General features: G+C 70.2%; 17 protein-coding genes and 1 pseudogene. 5 read left to right on the top strand and 13 right to left on the bottom strand.

Going from position 1 to position 15,856, the window contains the following annotated elements; translation table 11 throughout:
• The first annotated feature begins 643 nt into the window (after window positions 1–643).
• Window positions 644–826, top strand: coding sequence for a hypothetical protein (locus K1T34_RS32160; protein ID WP_220238494.1), 183 nt, complete (start codon window positions 644–646; stop codon window positions 824–826).
• Between the two features lie 83 nt (window positions 827–909).
• Here K1T34_RS32160 and K1T34_RS32155 read toward each other — a convergent pair whose 3' ends face one another.
• Both K1T34_RS32155 and K1T34_RS32150 read right to left on the bottom strand, forming a co-directional pair.
• Window positions 910–1,194, bottom strand: a complete 285-nt coding sequence (locus tag K1T34_RS32155; RefSeq protein ID WP_220238493.1) for a hypothetical protein — start codon at window positions 1,192–1,194, stop codon at window positions 910–912.
• 329 nt (window positions 1,195–1,523) lie between these two features.
• On the bottom strand, window positions 1,524–2,132 hold the full coding sequence (locus K1T34_RS32150) for a TetR/AcrR family transcriptional regulator (RefSeq protein WP_255637720.1): 609 nt from the start codon (window positions 2,130–2,132) through the stop codon (window positions 1,524–1,526).
• Window positions 2,133–2,203: 71 nt separating this feature from the next.
• Here K1T34_RS32150 and K1T34_RS32145 point away from each other — a divergent pair, with 71 nt between their 5' ends.
• Complete coding sequence (locus K1T34_RS32145; RefSeq protein WP_255637719.1) at window positions 2,204–3,166, top strand: sterol desaturase family protein; 963 nt, start codon at window positions 2,204–2,206, stop codon at window positions 3,164–3,166.
• Window positions 3,167–3,220: 54 nt separating this feature from the next.
• Here the strand turns inward: K1T34_RS32145 and K1T34_RS53600 are convergent.
• Window positions 3,221–3,388: pseudogene (locus tag K1T34_RS53600) on the bottom strand (hypothetical protein); the annotation flags it as partial.
• Window positions 3,389–3,614: 226 nt separating this feature from the next.
• A complete protein-coding gene (locus K1T34_RS32135; protein WP_220238491.1) occupies window positions 3,615–4,241 on the bottom strand; it encodes a hypothetical protein in 627 nt (208 codons plus the stop codon).
• Window positions 4,242–4,326: 85 nt separating this feature from the next.
• Between K1T34_RS32135 and K1T34_RS32130 the strand changes: the two genes are divergently transcribed.
• Window positions 4,327–5,214 (top strand): hypothetical protein, encoded by an 888-nt coding sequence (locus tag K1T34_RS32130; protein ID WP_220238490.1) that lies wholly within the window; start codon window positions 4,327–4,329, stop codon window positions 5,212–5,214.
• Here K1T34_RS32130 and whiA read toward each other — a convergent pair.
• Genes whiA through uvrC form a run of 4 tightly spaced genes read right to left on the bottom strand, consistent with a single transcriptional unit; the run spans window position 5,211 to window position 10,172 of the window.
• Window positions 5,211–6,203 (bottom strand): DNA-binding protein WhiA, encoded by a 993-nt coding sequence (gene whiA / locus K1T34_RS32125; protein ID WP_220238489.1) that lies wholly within the window; start codon window positions 6,201–6,203, stop codon window positions 5,211–5,213. The two genes, K1T34_RS32130 and whiA, sit on opposite strands and share 4 nt — an antisense overlap.
• A 36-nt stretch (window positions 6,204–6,239) precedes the next feature.
• Window positions 6,240–7,226: a uridine diphosphate-N-acetylglucosamine-binding protein YvcK gene (gene yvcK, locus K1T34_RS32120; protein ID WP_220238488.1), complete on the bottom strand. Its 987-nt coding sequence runs from the start codon at window positions 7,224–7,226 to the stop codon at window positions 6,240–6,242.
• Window positions 7,213–8,070, bottom strand: a complete 858-nt coding sequence (rapZ, locus tag K1T34_RS32115; RefSeq protein ID WP_220247526.1) for an RNase adapter RapZ — start codon at window positions 8,068–8,070, stop codon at window positions 7,213–7,215. Before rapZ ends, yvcK begins: the two co-directional genes overlap by 14 nt.
• A 50-nt stretch (window positions 8,071–8,120) precedes the next feature.
• Window positions 8,121–10,172: an excinuclease ABC subunit UvrC gene (uvrC, locus tag K1T34_RS32110; protein WP_220238487.1), complete on the bottom strand. Its 2,052-nt coding sequence runs from the start codon at window positions 10,170–10,172 to the stop codon at window positions 8,121–8,123.
• 347 nt (window positions 10,173–10,519) lie between these two features.
• On the opposite strand from uvrC, the gene K1T34_RS32105 reads away from it, so the two are divergent.
• Together K1T34_RS32105 and K1T34_RS32100 are read left to right on the top strand one after the other, a co-directional pair.
• Window positions 10,520–11,197: a trypsin-like serine protease gene (locus tag K1T34_RS32105; RefSeq protein ID WP_370643423.1), complete on the top strand. Its 678-nt coding sequence runs from the start codon at window positions 10,520–10,522 to the stop codon at window positions 11,195–11,197.
• A gap of 77 nt (window positions 11,198–11,274) precedes the next feature.
• Complete coding sequence (locus tag K1T34_RS32100; protein ID WP_220238485.1) at window positions 11,275–12,051, top strand: exodeoxyribonuclease III; 777 nt, start codon at window positions 11,275–11,277, stop codon at window positions 12,049–12,051.
• Window positions 12,052–12,059: 8 nt separating this feature from the next.
• Here K1T34_RS32100 and K1T34_RS32095 read toward each other — a convergent pair whose 3' ends face one another.
• From K1T34_RS32095 to rpe, 5 genes are all read right to left on the bottom strand, one after another.
• The gene (locus tag K1T34_RS32095) at window positions 12,060–12,455 is read right to left on the bottom strand and encodes a PH domain-containing protein (protein WP_220247525.1); all 396 of its coding nucleotides are present in this window, start codon (window positions 12,453–12,455) and stop codon (window positions 12,060–12,062) included.
• A 62-nt stretch (window positions 12,456–12,517) separates the two neighbouring features.
• Window positions 12,518–13,024, bottom strand: coding sequence for a 6,7-dimethyl-8-ribityllumazine synthase (ribH, locus tag K1T34_RS32090; RefSeq protein ID WP_220238484.1), 507 nt, complete (start codon window positions 13,022–13,024; stop codon window positions 12,518–12,520).
• Window positions 13,014–14,291, bottom strand: coding sequence for a bifunctional 3,4-dihydroxy-2-butanone-4-phosphate synthase/GTP cyclohydrolase II (locus tag K1T34_RS32085; protein ID WP_220247524.1), 1,278 nt, complete (start codon window positions 14,289–14,291; stop codon window positions 13,014–13,016). Before K1T34_RS32085 ends, ribH begins: the two co-directional genes overlap by 11 nt.
• Before the next feature lie 90 nt (window positions 14,292–14,381).
• Window positions 14,382–14,987, bottom strand: a complete 606-nt coding sequence (locus K1T34_RS32080; RefSeq protein WP_220247523.1) for a riboflavin synthase — start codon at window positions 14,985–14,987, stop codon at window positions 14,382–14,384.
• Between the two features lie 92 nt (window positions 14,988–15,079).
• The gene (gene rpe, locus K1T34_RS32075) at window positions 15,080–15,766 is read right to left on the bottom strand and encodes a ribulose-phosphate 3-epimerase (RefSeq protein ID WP_220238483.1); all 687 of its coding nucleotides are present in this window, start codon (window positions 15,764–15,766) and stop codon (window positions 15,080–15,082) included.
• Window positions 15,767–15,856: the final 90 nt, after the last annotated feature.

Genomic DNA, 15,856 nt, shown 5'->3' with positions numbered 1-15,856 from the left:
GCGAACTTGACTGGGAGAACCTCTCTCACCACATGGGCGAACGCCGTGTGGATCTTGATTTGCAGTGGAAAGACGTCGAGAAGGCAGCCGGCATCTCCGGCACCCTCCGACGTCGCATCATGTCCGGCCAAGCGCAAGGCGTCACACCACCGACCGCGCGCGGGTTCGAGCAAGCGCTGAAGTGGCGGAAGGGCAGCGTCCAAGCGGTCCTCGGCGGCGGAGAGCCAACTCCCGTGGAGGCTCAGTCTCAATCACAGTCCGTCTCAACAGCGGCCCCGCCTACTCCCCCGCCGGCAAGCTCCGCGCCAAGATCACCCAGCCGGGCTAGCGCGCCCGAGGGTGATCTTGAGCTCTCGAAGATTAAGTACTGGTCAAGCCGGGTAGGCCAAACGTTTACCCACGCCGACCTCGGTCAGTTGATCACTGACATCTTCGAAGCTCGGGGGCAATCAACACACGCCAGCGGCCATCTTCACTCAAACGGAGACCTACAGTCCGACGGCGACGACAGCTAGCTCCACCCAGGGTAGTTTCACTACTCGCTAGTACGCGCAGTGGTGCAAGTTGGCCTGTTCGATTACCAGATGTGGTCGTATTGTTTCGGCGGCTAAAGAAATCGAACCCACCTTCGAGGGGAGCAGGGGTGCGCACAGTCGGCACTCTTCTCGCCGCATCGACCCTGGCTGTTGCTGCTGCGATCTACATCATCGACCGCCGAATTGGCGCCCTACTGGACAGTAAGGCCGAGGCTGTCACAGTGCGCAGATTACGGAAGGACATGGAAGCGATGCGCGAGGAGAGATTGAGCTACGCCACAGCCTCCTGAACAGCGTAAACAAAACCCCCGGCAGCCCTGGACCGCGGCTGTCGGGGGTTTTTCTTGCCCGCAGAAAGTTGCCTGGCGAGAATTCAGGATTTCTTTGTCCGATTTCCCGTCTTGGACTTCACGGCGCCGAAAAGATCGTAGGGGTCATGCTTCAGCGCGGGCTTCTGCCGTTGCATTTCCTCATGCATCTTCCTGATCTCTTGCACGTGCTCAGCGGTAAATCGGATCGCGTTCTTGGCCATCCGCAGACAAGGGTACTTCCCGGCACGGACGCCATCACGCAGCCAGCGATCCGACGCCATGCCGAACATGCCGGCCACTTCCTTCGGCGTGTACGCGGTGAGGGGCATCAGCTCGGTTGCGGTCACGGGCGCAACTCTAGCAAACCCGTGCGCAACTCTCCATAACAGCGCAGAACGTCTTCAGAACCGTTCGCCAGGTGCCAATCCCCTCGGGGGGACGTCACGGCGACCGCCCGCCAACCCGGAATCGGCAGGCTCGATCTGGCCGAATGGCGTCCCCCGGAGCTGTCCCCCCGGGGGATCTGACGCTGTTTCGGACCGCTCTGGACGGGATCGGAACGAACGGGTCTGAACGGGTCACCAGCGAGAACACCCCATCCACCTGGCGTGGGTGGCCGAAGCGGCGCCGGTCGTCCCGGTCGCGCCGGTGTCCGCTGGTGTCCACAGCGGACTGGTCACCAGCCGAAGAGCGCGGCCATCACGCGGGCGCAGCGGTCGGTCATCGCCGCGGCGGTTTCGCCGGGCCGGTCGATCCACCAGCTGATCAGCGAGTCCACGACACCGGTCCAGACGTGGGCGAGAGCCTCGACGTCCAGCGCGTCCGACGGCCCGCGCGAACCCAGCAGCTGACCGGCGCCGACGAGGGCGAACGCGTCGAGGCGTTCGCGGTAGTCGCCGGCCGTGGCGGCGATGTCACCCGTCGCCGGCACCGTCGGGTCGCGCAGGAGCTTCCACGCGTAGCGGTCGTGGTCGAACGTCGCGAAGATCGCCGCCAGCACCGCGAGCGGCATGCGCTCCGGGTCGCTGCCGGCCGCCATGGTCTCGGCCACGCCGTCCGTCAGCCGGTCCCCCGCACGGTGCAGGCACGCGAGGTACAGCCCGTCCTTCGAGCCGAAGTACTGGTACAGCAAGGGTTTCGTGACACCCACGCGGCGCGCGATCTCCACCATCGACGCGCCCGCGTACCCCGCCCGGCCGAACTCCTCGGTGCCCGCCACGAGGATCTGCGACTCGCGCTCGCCGCGCGGCACACCCTTCGTCCCGACGGCCCTTGACCCTGTCACAGGGTTGAGCCTACCGTAAGTGACCCTCAGGTAAGTTACCTCGGAGTTAGTTCAGTTCGGGAGGAGACGACGTGGCCGACTTCCTGGCGCACCTGCGTGACCCGGTGCTGTACGCGATCCCGGTGTTCCTGCTGTTCGTGGCCGTCGAGATCGTCGCGGTGCACGTGCTCGGCCACGACGACGACGTGGTCGGCTACCGCCCCGCCGACACTCGCACGAGCATGCTGATGGGCGCGGTCGCGCTCGGCGTGAACGCGCTGTTCCGGCTCGTGATGCTGGTGGTCTTCGCCGTGCTCTTCGAGCTGGCGCCGGTGAAGTTCGACCCGCGCGACTGGTGGACGTGGGCGCTCATGCTGCTGGGCCAGGAGCTTGTGTTCTACGCCTACCACCGCGCGAGCCACCGCGTGCGGCTGCTGTGGGCCGGGCACCAGGTCCACCATTCCAGCGAGCACTACAACTTCTCGACGGCGCTGCGGCAGAAGTGGACCCCGTACTTCCAGCTGCCGTTCTGGTCCGTGCTGGCGCTGTGCGGGATTCCGCCGTGGATGATCCTCACCGGCCTGTCGATCGACCTCGTGTACCAGTTCTTCGTGCACACGGAGAAGGTGCGGAAGCTGCCGCGCTGGTTCGAGTACGTCTTCAACACCCCGTCGCACCACCGCGTCCACCACGGCAGCGACGCCGAGTACCTCGACGCGAACTACGGCGGGATCCTGATCGTCTGGGACCGGCTGTTCCGCAGCTTCGTCCCCGAAGGCAAGCGGCCGACCTACGGGCTGACCACGAACATCGACACGCACAACCTGCTGAAGGTCGGGTTCCACGAGTACGGCTCGATCCTGCGCGACCTTCGTGGTGCGCAGGGTTGGCGGGACCGGGTGGGGTACGTGGTCGGCCCGCCGGGCTGGTCACCTCGCCACGAGCTTGCCGACGAGCCGGGCGAGCCCGGCCGCCGCGGCCGCGTCGTCCGCGCGGCGGCTGATCACGAACAGCGGACCGGCCCGGTCGAGGGTCACGCCGTCGCTCGTCAGTAGGTGGTACGCGGCGAGCATCGCCGCTCGGCCATTGCCGTCGGGAAACGGGTGGAAGAAGCAGACGTCGAGGTACGCCAGCGCCACGCGCGCCGGCAACGGAGCCGTGCCGTGGGCGTCGGCGAGGTGCGCGCCGAACTCCGCGGGGGTGGTGGGGCCGTAGCGTTCCCGGCCGCCCTTGGCGAACGCGGCGGTGGTGCGGAACGCGGCCGGCTCACCGAGCACGAGCTCCTGCCAGCCGGCGAGGAGTTCGAACGTGAGGGGGCGGCCGGTGTCGGCCCGCACCTGGGTGAGCGCGGCCAGCAGCCGCTCGGCCCGCTGCTTGTCGCGACGGCGAACGATCGTGTCGACGAACGCGACCACGCCGTCAACCGTCCCGGTCCGCGGCGTGACTTCGGGGACCTCGTCCCAGGCGACGCCGGAGCGGACCGTGAGCCAGGCCCGCAGATCGTCACGCACCCGGGTCGGCGGCCGCGATCCGCCGCGCGAGGTCGGCGACCTCGGAATCCTCGGGCGCAGTCCAGGACTGGAACCGGCCGCCGACGGCTTCTTCGACGAGCCGCGCGTCGGCGATCCCGTGGTAGGCCAGGAACCACTCCAGCACCTGCGCACAGTGCCGGTACCACGCGTCACCCGCGCCGGTCCGGTCCACGACTTCTTCCACGAGCACCGGCACGGCCCGCTCCCACGCGGCCAGCCGCGCTTCGGGGGAACCGGCCGGGAGTGCGTGCGTGGCGAACAGCTCGGCGAGCCGCTCCAGCCAGCCGCGCCATTCGCGCAGCGCGGCGAGAGCTCGCGCGGACGTTTCGGCCGGCGTGGTCACGGAATGCGCGCCACAGCACCACGAAGCGACCGGCCCGCCGCCGAAATCCCCTTCGTCGCGGGCCCACGCCCAGCCGCGGGTCCACGAGCCGAGCTGCCGGTCGAGGGCGGCCAGCACGCCTTCGGTCCAGTCGTCGCCCTCCGCCCACGGAACCGACGCGATGATCCCGGCCGCCGCTTCGGCGTCGAACGCGTGCTTGGCGGGGTCGACCTCGGCCCAGGTCAAGCCGGCCGGATAGTAGTCGTACAGCGACACAGGTGTAAGGATCTCGCAGTCCACTGTCGACTCGCAACCGGTTTTCGCGGGCGAATTCGGTTGCGCCGCATGGTGTTCTGGAGGGGTGACCGAACCGAATCGCCCGCATCGCTGGGATCTCGTGCGCCCGGACCAGCTCGGGAGCCTGCCCGCCGGGGCGCCCGTGTTGTGGTTCCTGGACGAGCTCACGGCGTGTGCGGCGAAGGTGCTGGCGCGCAGCGAGGACGGGGATCTGTACTTCGTCGGGCGGTCCGGGGACAGCGTGTACGACCTGTTGAGCGGCGCCCTCACCGACCGGAGCCGGCTGCACCTGCTGCCGTTGTCGTTGGGGATAATCGACAATCCCTTGCTCGGACCGATGCGGCGCGGTGAAACGGCCCAGCTGCGCGCCAACCTCACCGAAGCCGGGCTCTCCCCCGCGGCGCTCGCGGGTGGTGGGCCGCCGGTGGTGCTCACGGACCTCGTCTCGTCCGGTGGCACGTTCGGGTGTTTGACCGGCATCCTTCGGCAGTGGGCGGAAGACGACGGAGCCGCGTGGCCGGAAGTCCGGCGGCGCCTGCGGTTCCTCGGCATCACGTTGCGCCGCGCGACGAGTCCCAAAACCTGGCGCTGGCACCAGCACGCGGGCTGGACCGCCGGCCTGCCCGCCGGCGCCGTCAGCAACGTCTCCCTCGACGCCAACGTCTGGAGCTACTTCGGCAACTGGCAACCGAAACTCACGCGCTCGTTCACGCGCGAGCGCTGGGGCGCCGAGGACGCCCGCGCGCCGCAGCACGACGACAAAGCGCGCGAAGCCCTTGCCGAAGCGCTGGCGGTCGTCGCGGCGGGACGGACGGCCGAGGTGCGGGACCGGATGGTGCGCGAGATCGTGAAGGAACCGGCGATCGCGCAGCCGTGGCTGCGCGCGCTGGTGACCGAACTCAAGCTGCCCCGGCCCCGACTCCGAACCCCACCGCCGCCGGGAACGACCTAGGCTTCCTCGTCCTCCAGCATCTCCGGCGTCACCGCGGACTCCGTGTCCGGGATGTTCAGGTCCTTCGCCCGCTTGTCCGCCATCGCGAGCAAGCGCCGGATCCGGCCGGCGACCGCGTCCTTCGTCATCTGCGGGTCGGACAGCTGGCCGAGCTCCTCCAGCGACGCCTGCCGGTTGGACAGCCGCAGCTTGCCGGCCGCCAGGAGGTGGTCGGGGGCGGTGTCGCCGAGGATGTCCAGGGCGCGTTCGACGCGGGCGGCCGCCGCGACGGCCGCGCGGGCCGAGCGGCGGAGGTTGGCGTCGTCGAAGTTGGCGAGGCGGTTGGCGGTGGCGCGCACCTCACGGCGCATCCGCCGTTCCTCCCACTGCAGCACGCTCGAGTGGGCGCCGAGGCGCGTCAGCAGCGCGCCGATGGCGTCCCCGTCGCGCACCACGACCCGGTCGGCGCCGCGGACCTCACGCGACTTCGCCTGGATGCCCATGCGCCGGGCCGCGCCGACCAGAGCCAGCGCCGCTTCCGGGCCCGGGCACGTGACCTCCAGCGACGACGAGCGGCCCGGTTCCGTAAGCGAACCGTGTGCGAGGAACGCGCCGCGCCACGCGGCTTCCGCGTCGGCGACTCCGCCGGACACCACGGCTGCGGGCAGGCCGCGCACCGGCCGCCCGCGCTGGTCGATCAGCCCGGTCTGGCGGGCGAGGCCTTCGCCGTCCTTCACGACGCGCACGACGTACCGCGTGCCCTTGCGCAGGCCACCGCTGGCGGTGATCACGTGCACGTCGGACTGGTGGCCGTAGAGCTCGTGGATCTCCTTGCGCAGCCGCCGGGCCACGGAACCCGTGTCGAGCTCGGCCTCCACCACCACGCGGCCGGCCACGATGTGCAGCCCGCCAGCGAAGCGAAGCAGCGACGCGACCTCCGCCCGGCGTGGCCCGATCTTCGTGATCTCGAGCCTGCTCAGTTCGTCCTTCACCGCGGCGGTCATCGCCATGTACTGCCCCTCCTGCCTTCCGCTGCGCGCCCGCCGTCAGCCACGGTGCCCGCTGTGTCCCCCATCGAGGCCGAGAGCCTCTCGCATGCACCGGGCGAGCGCATCAGGATCATGCCGTCCCTCCACGACCGGGTCGGCCACCGCCCCCAAATGGGCGCGACCACCCAGCCGCTGCGCCGCCCGGCGCAGACTTGCCGGGTCCGGCACCGAATCGCGGTCCGCGATCACGGCGTCGACCCGCAGCGCGGGGGCGTGTTCGAAGAGTACGTCGAGATGCCGCTCCGGTGAGAACCCGGCAGTTTCCCCCGGCTGGGGGACAAGGTTGAGGACCACGACCTTGGTGGCCCTCGTGCGCACGAGCGCGTCGTACAGATCCGGCACGAGCACGTGCGGCAAGACGCTGGTGAACCACGAGCCCGGCCCGAGGAACACCACGTCGGCGCCGAGTACGGCCTCGATCGCTTGCGGGCAGCCCTGCGGCGGCCGCGCCTGGCGCCCGACCGGGTGCAGGCTGATGCGGTGCACCTGCCCGGGTGTGCTCGCCACCGCGACCTGCCCGCGGATCCGGCGGACGGCCCCCGGGTCCTCGCTGTCGAGGCCGCTCACCTCGGCCTCGATCTCCAGCGGCTCCGGCGACATCGGCAGCACCCGTCCGGAAATCCCCGTCAGGCGGCTCGCTTCGTCGAGCGCCGCCACGGGATCGCCGAGCACCTCGAACAGGCCGGCCAGCAGCAGGTTGCCCACCGCGTGGCCGGCCAGCGCGCCGTCGCCGCCGAAGCGGTGCTGGAACACCTCGGCCCACAGCGTGCCGCCGTCTTCGGCCGCGAACGCCGCGAAGGCCTGCCGCAGGTCGCCCGGCGGCAGGAGGCCCAGCTCACGCCGCAGGCGCCCGGACGAGCCCCCGTCGTCGGCGACGGTGACCACCGCCGTGACTTCCCGGGTGACCCGCCGCAACGCGGTGAGCGTCGCGTGCAGGCCGTGTCCGCCGCCGAGCGCGACCGCGCGTACGTCACTCACGGCCAAGGTCGCGGTGCACCACCTTCACGGCCATTCCGTCCTCCTTGGACAGTCGGTGCGCGAGCTCTTCCGAGATCGCGACGCTGCGGTGCTTCCCGCCCGTGCAGCCGACGGCGAGCGTGAGGTACCGCTTGCCCTCGCGCTTGTAGCCGGCGCCGATCAGGCGCAGCAGCTGGTGGTAGCGGTCGAGGAACTCCTCCGCGCCTTCCTGCGACAGCACGTAGTTGCGGACCTCGCCGTCGAGCCCGGTGTGCTCGCGCAGCTCCGGAATCCAGAACGGGTTCGGCAGGAACCGCACGTCCATCACCAGGTCGGAGTCCATCGGCAGGCCGTACTTGTAACCGAACGACAGCACGGTCACGCGCGTCTGCGTGCTCGCCTCGGAGCCGAAGGCGTCCTCTATTTTCGCCCGCAGGTCGTGCACCGACAGCGCGGAGGTGTCGAGCACCAGGTCCGCTTCCTCGCGCAGCGGCGCGAGCAGCCTGCGCTCGGCGGTGATGCCGTCGGCGAGCCGGCCGTCGCCCTGCATCGGGTGGCCGCGGCGGACGGCCTCGAAGCGGCGCACCAGCACCGCGTCGGTGGCCTCCAGGAACAGCACACGCGGCTTGTACCCGCGCGCGTCGAGGTCCTTGATCACCGAGGCCAGGTCGTCGGTGAACGCGCGCGAACGCACGTCCATCACGACGGCCACCTTGGTGATCGCGCCGCGCGCCTGCGCGCCGAGCTCGACCATGGTGGCGATCAGCTCCGGCGGCAGGTTGTCCACGACGAACCAGCCCAGGTCCTCCAGGCACTTCGCCGCGGTGGAGCGGCCCGCTCCCGAGAGGCCGCTGACGACGGCGACCTCCATCCCGGTTCCCCGGTTGTCCTCTTGCGCACTCACGATGGTTCCTTCCCCGATCACGACCCCTTGTCCCCTCCCGAGCCGGCACCGGTCTCCCCGGCCAATGCCGCCACCACGGCCTCCGCGGTGCGCCTGCCGAAGCCGGGCACCGCCTCGATCTCCTCGACCCTGGCTTGCTTGAGCTTCTTCACCGAGCCGAAGTGCTTGATCAGCGCGGTGCGCCGAGCCTGCCCCAGCCCGGGCACACTGTCCAATTCGGACGCCGACAGCCGCTTGGACCGCTTCTCGCGGTGGTAGCGGATGGCGAACCGGTGGGCCTCGTCACGCAGGCGCTGCAACAGGTACAGCCCTTCGGACGTGCGCGGCAGGATCACCGGGTCGGGGTCCGCGGGCAGCCAGACTTCCTCCAGCCGCTTCGCGAGCCCCACCACCGCGATGTCGGTGATCCCCAGCTCCGCCAGCACGTCGGCCGCCGCCGTGGCCTGCGGGCCCGCGCCGTCGACCACGAGCAGGTTGGGCGGGTAGGCGAACTTGCGCGGGCGGCCCGTGTCCGGGTCGATGCCCGGACGGGCGGGTTCGATCGCCTCGCCGTCAACGGCACTGTCGCCGTTCGTTTCGCCACTGATTTCGGGAATGATTTCGGTACTGATTTCGCCGGTCTCGGCCGGGCTGTCCTCGGCGGTTTCCTTGAGGTAGCGGTGGAACCGGCGGCGCACGACCTCCGCGATCGACGCGACGTCGCCCTCTTCCGCGGCCTCGCGCAACGCGAAACGGCGGTACTCGGACTTGCGTGCGAGACCGTCTTCGAAGACCACGAGCGACGCGACTACGTCACTGCCCTGGATGTGGCTGATGTCGATGCACTCGATGCGCAGCGGCGCGCTGTCGAGCGCGAGGAAGTCCTGCAGCTCCTGCAGCGCCGCCGAGCGCGCGGTGAGGTCGCCGGCGCGGCGCAGCTTGTGCTGGGTGAACGCTTCGGCCGCGTTGCGCTCCACCGTCTCGGCGAGCGCCTTCTTGTCGCCGCGCTGGGCGACGCGTACGCGCACCCGCGAGCCGCGCATCCCCGAGAGCCACTCCCCCAGCGCTTCGGCGTCGGCGGGCAGCTCCGGCACGATCACTTCGCGCGGCACGACGGGACCGGTGTCGACGCCATCGCGCGCGGCCCGCTCGGACTCCTCGCCGTAGAACTGCGTGATGAAGTGGTCGACCAGGTCCGGGACGCCCATTTCCTCGGCCTTGTCGATGACCCACCCGCGCTGCCCGCGCACGCGTCCGCCGCGCACGTGGAACACCTGCACGGCCGCTTCCAGCTCGTCGTGGGCGAAGGCGACCACGTCGGCGTCGGTGCCGTCGCCGAACACGACCGCCTGCTTCTCCATCGCACGGCGCAGGGCGCCGAGGTCGTCGCGCAGCCGCGCGGCGCGTTCGAACTCGAGCTCGTCGGACGCCGCGGACATCTCCTGCTCCAGGCGGCGGATCATCGCGTCGGTGCGGCCGGCGAGGAAGTCGCAGAAGTCCTCGACGATCCCGCGGTGTTCGTCGGCGCTGACCCGCCCGACGCACGGCGCCGAGCACTTGTCGATGTAGCCGAGCAGGCACGGCCGCCCGATCTGGCCGTGGCGGCGGAACACGCCGGCCGAGCACGTGCGCGCCGGGAACACGCGCAGCAGCAGGTCGAGCGTCTCGCGGATGGCCCACGCGTGGGAGTACGGCCCGAAGTAGCGCACGCCCTTCTTGCGCGCCCCGCGGTAGACGTGCAGGCGCGGGTACTCCTCGTTCAACGTCACCGCGAGCACCGGATAGCTCTTGTCGTCGCGGTAGCGGACGTTGAACCGCGGGTCGAACTCCTTGATCCAGTTGTACTCGAGCTGCAGTGCCTCGACCTCGGTGGTGACCACGGTCCACTCGACGCTCGCGGCCGTGGTGACCATCTGGCGCGTGCGCGGGTGCAGGCCCATGAGGTCGGCGAAGTAGGAGTTCAGCCTGCTGCGCAGGCTCTTGGCCTTGCCGACGTAGATGACCCGCTTGGCGGCGTCGCGGAACTTGTACACGCCAGGGGCGTCCGGGATGCTCCCCGGCGAGGGACGGTAGGTGGTCGGGTCAGCCACCTCCCAAATCTACGCAGTGGCGCGTAGCGCCTCCGTTGAGGGTGGAGGCGGGGGCATGGATGGACTATGGCGCGGCCCCGACAGATTTGCGAGGCCCCGGTACACGGGAGCCATCCAGTGCACGGCTAGGGCGCAACCCTTGCCCGCCCGATGCCCGATCCCGGGCCCACCGCGCTCCCCCGGCCCGACGGAAGTCGGGTGATTCGGACACGCGCGACCTTCGTCGGTTCCCCGCCGGGTGACGCGCTGATTACGGTCCGTCCCAGCCGAGACCCGGCTCTTCCGGTCCCCACCGAAAGGATCCTCCCTTGAGAAGCATCCGTTTCGCCGGCGCGGTTACAGCCGCAGTGGCCGCGTTGACCTTGGCCGGCGGCACCGCCGCCACCGCGCAGACGAACATCGTGGGCGGCGGCACCGCGCCCGCCGTCAGCTGGGGCGCCCAGGTCTACGTCAACACCCCGGGCCGCGACTTCCAGGGCTTCAACTGCTCTGGCACGGTCGTCGCGTCGCGCTGGGTGATGACGGCCGTGCACTGCCTCGACGAAGACGGCAGCGGCATGTACGTGCGCGTGGGCACCAACACGCTCTTCGGCGGCACCAAGATCGCCGTCGACCGCGAGGAAGAGTCACCCAACGGCGACATCGCCCTCCTGCACCTCGCGCAGGCCACCACGGCCAAGCCGATCACCCTCGGCAGCGCCGACCCGGCCACCGGCAGCACCAACCAGCTCTACGGCTGGGGCCGCACGACCCCGACCGGCCCGCCTGCGTCGGCGCTGAAGGTCACCAACGTGCAGGTCACCGGCCGCTCCACCGACGCGTACGGCGGCCGCGCGATCCAGAGCGTCGGGATCAACGGCGCCGCGTGGAAGGGCGACTCGGGCGGCCCCGAGGTCTCGAACGGCGTACAGGTCGGCGTCGCGTCGACCGTGCAGAACCAGAGCGGCACGAACACCCGCGGCACCAACAACTACGCGAGCGTCGCCACCAGCCGCTCGTGGATCCGCACCACCGCGGGAGTTTGAGCCGGGCTTGTTCGAGACACCCCGAGCGGGGGTGCGTGGCCGGGTGCCCCGGGCCACGCACCCCTATCCTGGCGGTCGTGAGGATCGCGACCTGGAACGTCAACTCGATCGTGCCGCGGCTGCCCCGCGTGCTCGACTGGCTCGAGCACTCGGCACCCGACGTGCTCTGCTTGCAGGAGCTCAAGAACACCACCGAAGCGTTCCCGGCCGACGAGGTGAAGGCGCTCGGCTACGACGTCGCCGCCTACGGACTCGGCCGGTGGAACGGCGTCGCGATCGTCTCGCGCGTGGGCCTCGACGACGTGGTCCGCGGCCTCACGGGCGAACCGCGGTTCGAAGGCGCCTCGGAAGCCCGCGCCGTCGGCGCCACCTGCGGCGGCGTGCGGGTGTGGTCGGTGTATGTGCCCAACGGCCGGGAGCCCGACAACCCGCATTACGCGTACAAACTCGAATGGCTCGAAGCCTTGCGTACGACCGTCGCGGCAGAGCTGTCGGAGACACCGTTCGCCGTGCTCGGCGACTTCAACGTCGCCCCCACCGACTCCGACGTGTGGGACCGGTCGCTGTTCGACGGCTCCACCCACGTGACCGAACCCGAACGCGCGGCGCTGGCCCGCCTGCGCGACCTCGGGCTGGCGGACGTGTTCCCGCGCCCGCTGAAGTACGACCACCCGTTCACGTACTGGGACTACCGCGCCGGGAACTTCCCCAACAACCGCGGCATGCGCATCGACCTCGTGTACGGCAACGAGCCGTTCACCAAGGCCGTACACGATTCCTATGTGGACCGTGAAGCCCGCAAGGGCAAGGGCCCGTCGGACCACGCTCCGATCGTCGTCGACCTGGAGCCGTAGTCCGCCGGTCAGGAACCCGTGGCCGCCTTGTGCAGCTTGCGCAGCGCACGCACGGCGGCGACCGCGCGATCACGGTCGACGGCCTGCACGGCCATCACGGAGAAGTACTCGTCGTCGGGCAGCTCCAGCCGGGCCCACGAAGCACCGTCGGGGAAGCTGACCGACAGGACGTCGCTCCACAGGAACCGGCGGGTCGTGATCACGTTGCGGACCTCGATGCCGGTCGCGTCCGCGCGCACGCGGGCGTTGGCGAACAGCATCGTGCCCAGCGCCAGCAGCACGCCGATGCCGATCATCGCGGCCTGGTCCGACTTCTCGAACACGACGCCGGTGTGGGAGTTGCGCAGCAGGATCGCCACGACGATGAACACGGCGAGCAGCAGCACGGCCAGCACGCTGCACATCACCAGCGCCCGCCGGGGGCGGATCACCAAGGTCGTCTCCTGCTGCTCGCTCACGGCGGGGCTCACACGAATCCCCGCTCGGTCCACGGCTGGCGCAGGCCGCGCAGCACGTGGGCGGAGTCGAGCGCCGCGACCGTGGCCTCGTAGCCCTTGTCTTCCTTCGAGCCCGGCAGGCCGGAGCGGTCGAGCGCCTGCTGCTCGTCGTTGACCGTCAGCACGCCGTTGCCGACGGGAGTGCTCTCGTCGAGCGCCACGCGCGTGAGGCCGGCCGTGACCGAGTCGCACACGTAGTCGAAGTGCGGGGTCTCGCCGCGGATCACCACGCCGAGCGCCACGACCGCGTCGTGGTGGCGGGCCAGCGCCTGCGCGACCACCGGCAGCTCGACGGCGCCGGCGACGTGCACGACGGTCGGCTCCTCTTCGAGCTCCGCCGCCTTCGCGGCCGCCAGCGCCCGCTCCAGGAGCTTTTCGGTGATGTTCGCGTTCCACCGCGTGGCCACGATGCCGAGCTTCAGCGCCTTGCAGTCGCTCAGGTCGAGCTCGAACTCGGGCCGTCCCTCACCGCTCATCGGGTGCTGTCCCCTTCTCCGCCTGGTCGGCGGCACCCACCTGTTCGTAGTGCTCCAGCTGCGCGAGGTCGTGCCCCATGCGGTCGCGCTTGGTGCGCAGGTACCGCAGGTTCTCGGGGTTGGGCGAGATGGGCAGCGGCACACGGCCGGTGACCCGCAGGCCGTACCCCTCGAGACCGACGCGCTTGGCCGGGTTGTTCGTGAGCAGCCGCATCGACCGCACGCCCAGGTCGCACAGGATCTGCGCGCCGGTGCCGTAGTCGCGGGCGTCGGCCGGGACGCCGAGCGCGAGGTTCGCGTCGACGGTGTCGGCGCCGGCGTCCTGCAGCTGGTAGGCCTGCAGCTTGTGCAGCAGCCCGATCCCGCGGCCCTCGTGGCCGCGGATGTAGAGCACGACGCCGCGGCCTTCGTCGGCCACGGCCTGCAGCGCGGCTTCGAGCTGGGGACCGCAGTCGCAGCGCAGGGAGCCGAAGACGTCACCGGTCAGGCATTCGGAGTGCACCCGCACGAGGATGTCCTCGCCATCGCCGATCTCGCCGTAGACGAACGCGATGTGCTCGATCCCGTCCAGCAGACTGTCATACCCCACCGCGCGGAACGTGCCCGCCGCCAGCGGGATCCGGGCCTCGGCGACCCGCTCCACCTGCTTCTCGGTCCGACGGCGGTAAGCGATCAGGTCAGCGATCGTGATCACCCGAAGGTCATGATCCGCGGCGAAAACCTCAAGCTCGTCGCGGCGAGCCATGTCGCCCTCGTCCTTCTGCGACACGATCTCACACAGCACACCGGCCGGGTTGAGCCCGGCCATGCGGGCCAGGTCGACCGCGGCCTCGGTGTGACCCGGGCGGCGCAGCACGCCACCCTCCTTCGCACGCAACGGCACCACATGCCCCGGGCGGCGGAAGTCCTTCGCCGACGCGGCCGGGTCAGCCAGCAACCGCATCGTGTGCGCACGATCCGCCGCCGAAATGCCCGTCGTGATGCCCTCCGCCGCGTCCACCGTGACGCTGTACGCGGTGCCGCGCACATCCTGGTTCGTGTGATACATCGGCGGCAGATCCAGCCGGTCGGCCTCGGCCTCCGTCAACGCGACACACACATAGCCTGAGGTGTAGCGGACCATGAACGCCAGCAACTCCGGCGTCGCCTTCTCCGCCGCGAAGATCAGATCGCCCTCGTTCTCACGATCCTCGTCATCGACCACCACCACGGCTTTGCCCGCCGCGATGTCCGCGACCGCCGCCTCGATGGCGTCCGCGTCGAACACCGCGCCGGCACCGCAGGGCGTCCAGCCCGTCCGCGGCTCGGCCGCCTTCGTCTCGCTCACGGCTGCTCCTTCGTACCGTCGGACCGAACGTCAGACATTGTGCGCGCTCGCGGCCAGATGTGGGATCGCGAGCTTCTCGACGTACTTCGCGACGACGTCCACTTCGAGGTTCACGAGGTCGCCCGCCTCACGCCGGCCGAGCGTCGTGGCCTCGAGCGTGGTGGGGATCAGCGCCACGGAGAACTGCTCGTCGGTGATCGAAGCCACAGTCAGCGACACACCGTCGACGGCGATCGAGCCCTTCTCGACGACGTACTTCCCCAGGCCCGTGGGCAGGGCGAACGTGGTCACGCCCGTGTCGTCGCGGGACAGGAAGACGCCCGTGCCGTCGACGTGACCCTGCATGATGTGCCCTCCGAGGCGGCCGCCCGCGGGGGTGGCGCGCTCGAGGTTCACGGCGTCGCCCACGGCCACCTTGGCGAGGCTGGAGCGCGCGAGTGTCTCGTTCACCACATCGACGGTGAACCCACCCTCCGAGACGGCCACGACCGTCAGGCACACCCCGCTGACGGCGATCGAGTCGCCGTGGTTCGCGTCGGACGTGACCAAGGGGCCACGCACCGTGAGCCGCGCCATGTTGGTGTCCTGCTCGACCGCGGTGACTTCGCCGATCTCCTCGACTATCCCGGTGAACACTGCTGCTGCCTCCTCGCCGCCGTCACCGTCCGAACCCGGTGATCCCTCCATCCAACACCCGCCCGTACCCCGGTGCTTCCCCGGGCGCGGGGTCAGTTCGCGCGGTGGCGCGCGGCCTGTTCACGCAGCGCCGCGACCGCCAGGCCCGGGTTGTCCGCTCCGTAGACGGCGGACCCGGCGACGAAGCAGTCGACGCCGGCTTCGGCGGCCTGCTCGATGGTCTCGGCGTTGATCCCGCCGTCGATCTCGACCACGAGCTTGAGGTGGCCGGTGTCGACGAGGCGGCGCGCGGTGCGCACCTTCTCCAGCACGTCGGGGATGAACGACTGGCCGCCGAACCCGGGCTCCACGGACATCACGAGCAGCGTGTCGTAGTGCTTGAGGGTCTCGAGGTAGGGCTCGATCGGGGTGCCGGGCTTCACCGACAGGCCTGCCTTCGCCCCGGCCGCGCGCAGGTCCTTCGCGAGCTTGACCGGGTCGTTCGCGGCTTCCACGTGGACCGTGACGTTGTAGGCGCCGGCCTCGGCGTACCCGATCGCCCAGCGGTCCGGGTCGTCGATCATCAGGTGGCAGTCGATCGGCACGTCGGTGGACTTCAGCAGCGCCTCGACCACGGGCAGCCCGAGCGTCAGGTTGGGCACGAAGTGCGCGTCCATCACGTCCACGTGGACCCAGTCGGCGCGGGTCTCCCCGGGGTGCGCGATCGCCGCGATCTCCTCGCCGAGCCGGGCGAAGTCCGCGGACAGGATGCTGGGTGCGATGAGGGGTCGATCGGCCACGCCCCGAGTCTAGGTCGGGCCTGTTAACCGTCGTGAACCGGCTGCGGCGGCCCGCTGTTCTCTTTTCGGACATCCAACGATCATCCGGAT

It is taken from the genome of Amycolatopsis sp. DSM 110486 (assembly GCF_019468465.1).
In the GTDB taxonomy this organism is placed as follows: domain Bacteria; phylum Actinomycetota; class Actinomycetes; order Mycobacteriales; family Pseudonocardiaceae; genus Amycolatopsis.
This window is presented reverse-complemented; position numbering and strand designations above follow the sequence as displayed.